The 6,174-nt window shown below is 63.5% G+C and carries 9 protein-coding genes; all 9 read left to right on the forward strand.

The window, feature by feature from the left end:
• Window positions 1–201 precede the first annotated feature (201 nt).
• Complete coding sequence (glyA, locus tag ENZ75_RS17490; RefSeq protein WP_013532252.1) at window positions 202–1,515, forward strand: serine hydroxymethyltransferase; 1,314 nt, start codon at window positions 202–204, stop codon at window positions 1,513–1,515.
• A gap of 76 nt (window positions 1,516–1,591) precedes the next feature.
• A complete protein-coding gene (locus tag ENZ75_RS17495; protein WP_024504683.1) occupies window positions 1,592–2,257 on the forward strand; it encodes a hypothetical protein in 666 nt (221 codons plus the stop codon).
• Window positions 2,258–2,414: 157 nt separating this feature from the next.
• Complete coding sequence (nrdR, locus tag ENZ75_RS17500) at window positions 2,415–2,894, forward strand: transcriptional regulator NrdR (protein ID WP_013532250.1); 480 nt, start codon at window positions 2,415–2,417, stop codon at window positions 2,892–2,894.
• Between the two features lie 2 nt (window positions 2,895–2,896).
• Complete coding sequence (gene ribD / locus ENZ75_RS17505; protein WP_063167764.1) at window positions 2,897–4,012, forward strand: bifunctional diaminohydroxyphosphoribosylaminopyrimidine deaminase/5-amino-6-(5-phosphoribosylamino)uracil reductase RibD; 1,116 nt, start codon at window positions 2,897–2,899, stop codon at window positions 4,010–4,012.
• Window positions 4,013–4,024: 12 nt separating this feature from the next.
• Window positions 4,025–4,642: a riboflavin synthase gene (locus tag ENZ75_RS17510; RefSeq protein ID WP_063167765.1), complete on the forward strand. Its 618-nt coding sequence runs from the start codon at window positions 4,025–4,027 to the stop codon at window positions 4,640–4,642.
• A 63-nt stretch (window positions 4,643–4,705) separates the two neighbouring features.
• Complete coding sequence (locus ENZ75_RS17515) at window positions 4,706–4,966, forward strand: ribbon-helix-helix domain-containing protein (RefSeq protein WP_013532247.1); 261 nt, start codon at window positions 4,706–4,708, stop codon at window positions 4,964–4,966.
• Window positions 4,966–5,241 (forward strand): type II toxin-antitoxin system RelE/ParE family toxin, encoded by a 276-nt coding sequence (locus ENZ75_RS17520; protein WP_013532246.1) that lies wholly within the window; start codon window positions 4,966–4,968, stop codon window positions 5,239–5,241. The genes ENZ75_RS17515 and ENZ75_RS17520 overlap by 1 nt, the downstream gene beginning before the upstream one ends.
• A gap of 81 nt (window positions 5,242–5,322) precedes the next feature.
• On the forward strand, window positions 5,323–5,817 hold the full coding sequence (gene ribH / locus ENZ75_RS17525) for a 6,7-dimethyl-8-ribityllumazine synthase (protein ID WP_063167766.1): 495 nt from the start codon (window positions 5,323–5,325) through the stop codon (window positions 5,815–5,817).
• The coding region (locus ENZ75_RS17530; RefSeq protein ID WP_128278206.1) for a transcription antitermination protein NusB at window positions 5,814–6,174 on the forward strand (361 nt) is incomplete at its 3' end. The genes ribH and ENZ75_RS17530, both read left to right, overlap by 4 nt.

Genomic DNA, 6,174 nt, shown 5'->3' on the forward strand with positions numbered 1-6,174 from the left:
GCTGAGGGGCCGGAAGGCGAGGAAATAACGACGCGCGGGCCTGGCTGGCGCAATCCGGCCAGCAAATTTCGCGTGGCAAACGTGGCGGGGCGAAAACAACTGTGTTAATGGCGCCGCGTGCAGGTTGCCCAAAAGTGTACAGCGGTTTGGGCAACGACATGCATAAACAAAATTGCCCCCGAACCCCGAGGATTTCAGGCTATGGCAACAGCAGCGGCAGTGTCGAACAAATTCGAATCCTTCTTCGAAACCACGCTGGCCGACGCCGATCCGGAGATTTTCGGCGCCATCCGCAACGAACTCGGCCGCCAGCGCCACGAGATCGAGCTGATCGCCTCGGAAAACATTGTTTCCCGCGCGGTGCTTGAGGCGCAGGGCTCGATCATGACCAACAAATATGCCGAGGGCTATCCGGGCAAGCGCTACTACGGCGGCTGCCAGTTTGTCGACGTGGCCGAGGAACTGGCCATCGAGCGCGCCAAGAAGCTGTTCGGCTGCAACTTCGCCAATGTCCAGCCGAATTCCGGCAGCCAGATGAACCAGGCCGTCTTCCTGGCGCTCTTGCAGCCGGGCGACACGTTCATGGGCCTCGACCTCAATTCCGGCGGCCATCTGACCCACGGTTCGCCGGTCAACATGAGCGGTAAATGGTTCAAGGTCGTCTCCTATGGCGTGCGCCAGGACGACCATCTGCTCGACATGGATGCCATCGAGAAGACCGCGCATGAAACCAAGCCGAAGCTGATCCTGGCCGGCGGCACCGCCTATTCCCGCGTCTGGGACTGGAAGCGTTTTCGCGAGATCGCCGACGCGGTCGGCGCCTATCTGATGGTCGACATGGCGCACATCGCCGGGCTGGTCGCCGGCGGCGTGCATCCGTCGCCGCTGCCGCATGCCCATGTCGTGACGACCACGACGCACAAGTCGCTGCGCGGCCCGCGCGGCGGCATGATCCTGTGCAATGACGAGGACATCGCCAAGAAGATGAATTCGGCGGTGTTCCCCGGCCTGCAGGGCGGCCCGCTTATGCATGTCATCGCCGCCAAGGCGGTTGCCTTCGGCGAAGCGCTGAAGCCAAGCTTCAAGGTCTATGCCGAGAGCGTTGCCGCCAACGCCAAGGCGCTCGCCTCCAGCCTCAAGGAAACCGGTCTCGACATCGTCTCCGGCGGCACAGACAACCATCTGATGCTGGTCGATTTGCGTCCGAAGAACGCCACCGGCAAGCGCGCCGAGGCGGCGCTGGGCCGCGCCAACATCACGTGCAACAAGAACGGTATTCCGTTCGACCCGGAAAAGCCTTTTGTCACCTCGGGCGTGCGTCTCGGCACCCCGGCCGGCACCACGCGCGGCTTCGGCCAGGCCGAATTCCGGGAGATCGGCAAGCTGATCGCCGAAGTGCTGGATGGTCTCAAGGTCGCCAATTCCGACGAGGGCAATGCCGCCGTCGAAGCAGCGGTCAAGGCCAAGGTCGTGGCGCTGACCGATCGCTTCCCGCTCTATCCCTATCTCGGCTGACGCGATAGGAAGTTTTGCGGCCTGCTGCAACGACAAGCGTCGTTTCAGCAGGCCGGGGCGACCGACAGGAGCCTTGATGATGCGACCATTTCGTTTCGCCGACCTTGGCGCCGTTGGCGCTCTGGCTGCTTTGATCGCCGGGCCTTTCCCCGGCAACGCCTTGGCGCAAACCGCCCCTGCTCAAGCCGCGCCCGCGCAACCCGCTCCTGCGCAACCCGCACCTCAGCCCGAGCCCGCGGCGCCCGCCCAGACGGCACCCAAGCTCGAAACCTTTGGCAGATGGTCGACCCTGGTCGACGAGGTCGACACCGGTGAGGATCTGCGCAAGACCTGCGCGGCCTCGACCGCCTTTATCGGCGCTGGCGGCGAGAGCGGCGTTCTGACGCTCATCATCACGAACGGCGATGCACTGCCGCCGGATGCCTACCCGTCCGTAACGATCGCCGTCGACAACAAGGCCTTGCCGGCCGGCAAGTCGGTTGCCGCCACTTTCGGCGACGACAAGGGCCGCGTCACTGCCAAGCTCCATTCCGATGGCGCCGTCAACGGCCGGCTCAGTTGGACCGTCGACAACCAGTCCAAGACCAGCCTGGCGCTCCTGCGCGCCATGCGCCGGGCATCGGTGCTTGACGTCTCCTTCGGCGATGCGCCGGTTGGAAGCATATCCATGGACGGCTTCACCAAGGCCTATCGTAGTCTCGGCGCATCGTGCGGGTTTCCGACCGCCGACGTTGCTCCCTGAAGACATCGGTACGCTGTGCGGCTGCTGGCGAGGCTGGCAATCCTGCTTGCGCCTCGCTATCTCTGAAGGGCGAGGGAGCTGTTGGCGACACTTTGCCATCGCTGCAAAAACCTCTAAGCCTTTCGCTTCACCAGATTCGCCAACCAAAGGCTTCTCCATGCGCTGTCCCTATTGCCAGTCGGAAGATACGCAGGTGAAGGATTCTCGCCCCGCCGAGGATGGCGCGGCGATCCGCAGGCGGCGCGTCTGCCCCGATTGCGGCGGCCGTTTCACCACCTTCGAACGCGTGCAGTTGCGCGACCTCGTCGTGGTCAAGAAATCGGGCCGCAAAGTGCCCTTCGACCGCGACAAGCTGTTGCGCTCGGTGGAGATCGCCGTGCGCAAGCGCAATGTCGATCCCGAACGCATCGACCGCGCGGTGACAGGCATCGTGCGCCAGCTCGAAAGTTCCGGCGAGACGGAGGTTGCTTCGGGAGAAGTCGGTCGCCTGGTCATGGAAGCGCTGAAGTCGCTCGACGATGTCGCCTATGTCCGTTTCGCCTCGGTCTACCGCAATTTTCGCGAGGCCAAGGATTTCCATGAATTGCTGGGCGAGCTCAAGGGCGACGAAGTCAAGGGTGAAGAGGAAGCCAGCTGAGCATGACTGCAAGCGAACAGGCCGCCCTTGATCGCCGCTTCATGGCGGCGGCACTCAGACTGTCGCGAAAAAATGCCGGGCGCACCGCGACCAACCCGTCTGTCGGTACGCTGATCGTACGCGATGACGGCAATGGTCCGATGATCGTCGGCACCGGCGTCACCGCTGTCGGCGGCCGTCCGCATGCCGAGACCGAGGCCTTGGCCGAGGCCGGCGACCTCGCGCGCGGCGCCACCGCCTACGTCACGCTGGAACCTTGCGCCCACCACGGCCGCACGCCGCCTTGCGCCAATGCGCTGGTCAATGCCGGCGTTGCGCGGGTCGTCGGTGCCGCCAGCGATCCCGATTCGCGCGTGTCCGGCAAGGGTTATGCGATCCTGCGCGCGGCCGGTGTCGAGGTGGTCGAGAAGGTGCTGGCGGCGGAAGCTGCCGAGCAGATGGCCGGCTATTTGATTCGATCGTTGAGAAAACGCCCGGAAGTGATTCTCAAGCTTGCGCTTTCCAGCGACGGCAAGATCGGCAGGGAAGGTGACGGGCAGGTGTCGATCACCGGCGATATCGCGCGCCGAGAAGTGTATCTGATGCGGGCTGAGGCGGACGCCATACTGGTTGGTATCGGCACCGCCCTTGAGGATGATCCGGCCCTGACGGTGCGTTTGCCGGGGCTTGAGAACCGTTCGCCTGCCCGCATCGTGCTCGACCGCCAGCTCAGGTTGCCGGAGGCCTCGAAGCTGGTTTCGGGCGTCGACCGGGTACCGCTCTATATCGCCGCTTGCCTGGAGGCCGATCCGCTGCGGCGGGCAGCACTCGAACGCGCCGGCGTGCGCTTCATCGGCACCGAGACGCACGAGGGCGGCGTAGCCTTGCCGGAACTACTCGAGGATCTGGCCGCGCTCGGCATGGCCAGCGTGCTGGTCGAGGGCGGCGCCAGGGTGGCGAGCGCTTTCCTGGCCGACGGGCTGGTCGACCGCATCGTGCTGTTCCAGGGACCGGATGCAATCGGCGACGACGGCATTGCATCGCCGATCGACGCCGACCATATCCCGGCAGGATTTCGCAAATTGCGCGACATGCGTTTCGGCGAAGACAGCTACGCCGAGTGGACAAGAGACCTCTAGGGATCAACACCGATGTTTACCGGAATTGTCACCGATGTCGGCACTGTCGCGTCCGTCAAGCCGCTCAGGGAAGGGGCGGGGCTGCGCATCGACACAGCCTATGACCCGCAGACCATCGCCATCGGCGCCTCGATCTCCTGCGGCGGCGTCTGCCTGACAGTCACGGCCTTGCCCGACAGCGCCTCGAATGCACGCTGGTTCGAGGTTGAAGCATGGGAGGAAGCCTTGCGGCTGACCACGGCCTCGGGCTGGAAATCCGGCACCAAGGTCAACCTGGAGCGGGCGCTGAAGATCGGCGACGAACTCGGCGGCCACATCGTTTCGGGCCATGTCGACGGCATGGCCGAGATCATCGAGCGCAAGGATGAGGGCGATGCCGTGCGCTTCACGCTGGAGGCGCCGCGCGACCTGGCGAAGTTCATTGCGCCCAAGGGATCGGTCGCGCTCGACGGCACCTCGCTCACCGTCAACAAGGTCGAAGGCGCGCGCTTCGACGTGCTTTTGATCCACCATTCGCTGACCGTGACCACCTGGGGTGAGCGCAAGGTCGGTGACCGCGTTAATCTCGAGATCGACACCATGGCGCGTTATGCGGCGCGGCTGGTCGAGGCGACGAAAGAGGGGCTTTAAGTGCTGCTGCACTCGACTTAATCAGTTTTAATCGCTATGATTAAATCTGATTGTGAGGCTCTGATGGATACAAAAGTAATCACCGCTCACGTTCCGCTGCCGCTGGCTGAAAAGGTAGATCAACTGGCTGCCCGCCTTGAGCGCCCACGCGGCTGGATCGTCAAACAAGCTCTTTCCGCGTGGGTGGATTTGGAGGAGGAGCGCCGACGGCTCACGCTTGAAGCAATGGCCGATGTCGACGCAGGACGGGTCATCGATCACCAGGCCGTGCAGGCGTGGGCTGAGAGTCTTGGTACCGACAAGCCACTGCCGGTGCCTCGTTGATGGAGTTGAAATGGACCAACAAGGCTTTGTCCGACTTGGTCCGGCTACATGATTTTCTCGTGCTAGCAAATGGCCCGGCGGCCGCACGTGCCGTGCAGTCGCTTACTGCCGCGCCGGCACGGTTGGTCGAATATCCGCGCATCGGTGAGAGACTGGAAGAGTTCGAACCACGAGAAGTGCGTCGCATTTTGGTAGGCAGCTACGAAATTCGTTACGAGATACAGAACACGACAATTTCTGTGTTGCGCCTGTGGCATACGCGAGAGGATCGATAGGACAGGAGTCCATCCAGCAATCTTCCGCTTGCGATGAACCCGGCTTCGGCCTAAGTCACCGGCAACTCCCCGGAGACTTTTATGGCTGGTACATCCCAACACGGCAAAGCCTTCATTCGTCCGAAGGCGAAGGCGCATCTGCTCATTGTCGAAGCGCGCTTTCACGACGACCTTGCCGACGCGCTGCTCGATGGCGCGACAAGCGCGCTCGATGAGGCGGGCGCGACTTATGACGTCGTCACCGTTCCAGGTTCGCTGGAGATCCCCGCGGTGATCACCTTTGCACTGGACGGCGCGACGGAAGGCGGCACACATTATGATGGCTTTGTCGCGCTCGGCACCGTCATCCGCGGCGACACCTATCATTTCGACATTGTCGCCAATGAATCCAGCCGCGCGCTCATGGATTTGAGCGTGCAGGACTCGGTCTGCATCGGCAACGGCATCCTCACCACCGAGAATGACGCCCAGGCCTGGACTCGCGCCAAGCGCTCGGAAGGCGACAAGGGCGGCTTTGCCGCGCGTGCGGCGCTGACCATGATTGCCCTCAAGGAACAATTGGGAGCGCGATCGTGAGCGAACCCGCTTCGCCCGGGCAGCCCGCGATGCGCCACGCCAACAAGCGCGGCGCTGCCCGTCTGGCCGCCGTGCAGGCGCTCTATCAGATGGATGTCGCCGGCAGCGGTGTCTTCGAGATCACCGCCGAGTACGAGGCGTTTCGCCTTGGCAAGGAAGTCGACGGCGCGCTCTATCGCGAGGCCGATGCGCAATGGTTTCGCGCTATCCTGGCGGGTGTCGTCGAGAACCAGAAGACCATCGATCCGATCATCCGCCAGGCGCTGACCGAGGACTGGCCGCTGTCGCGGCTCGATTCGACGCTGCGCGCCATCCTGCGCGCAGGTGTCTACGCGCTGATGAGGCGCGAGGCTGTCC

The sequence above is a fragment of the Mesorhizobium sp. M7A.F.Ca.CA.002.04.1.1 genome (assembly GCF_004022805.1).
Taxonomy (GTDB): domain Bacteria; phylum Pseudomonadota; class Alphaproteobacteria; order Rhizobiales; family Rhizobiaceae; genus Mesorhizobium; species Mesorhizobium ciceri.

What these genes read in the sequence shown, in the direction of transcription:
- glyA (WP_013532252.1), top strand. Translation starts at nt 202, where the DNA reads ATGGCAACAGCAGCGGCAGTGTCGAACAAATTCGAATCCTTCTTCGAA.
- ENZ75_RS17495 (WP_024504683.1), top strand. Translation starts at nt 1,592, where the DNA reads ATGATGCGACCATTTCGTTTCGCCGACCTTGGCGCCGTTGGCGCTCTG.
- nrdR (WP_013532250.1), top strand. Translation starts at nt 2,415, where the DNA reads ATGCGCTGTCCCTATTGCCAGTCGGAAGATACGCAGGTGAAGGATTCT.
- ribD (WP_063167764.1), top strand. Translation starts at nt 2,897, where the DNA reads ATGACTGCAAGCGAACAGGCCGCCCTTGATCGCCGCTTCATGGCGGCG.
- ENZ75_RS17510 (WP_063167765.1), top strand. Translation starts at nt 4,025, where the DNA reads ATGTTTACCGGAATTGTCACCGATGTCGGCACTGTCGCGTCCGTCAAG.
- ENZ75_RS17515 (WP_013532247.1), top strand. Translation starts at nt 4,706, where the DNA reads ATGGATACAAAAGTAATCACCGCTCACGTTCCGCTGCCGCTGGCTGAA.
- ENZ75_RS17520 (WP_013532246.1), top strand. Translation starts at nt 4,966, where the DNA reads ATGGAGTTGAAATGGACCAACAAGGCTTTGTCCGACTTGGTCCGGCTA.
- ribH (WP_063167766.1), top strand. Translation starts at nt 5,323, where the DNA reads ATGGCTGGTACATCCCAACACGGCAAAGCCTTCATTCGTCCGAAGGCG.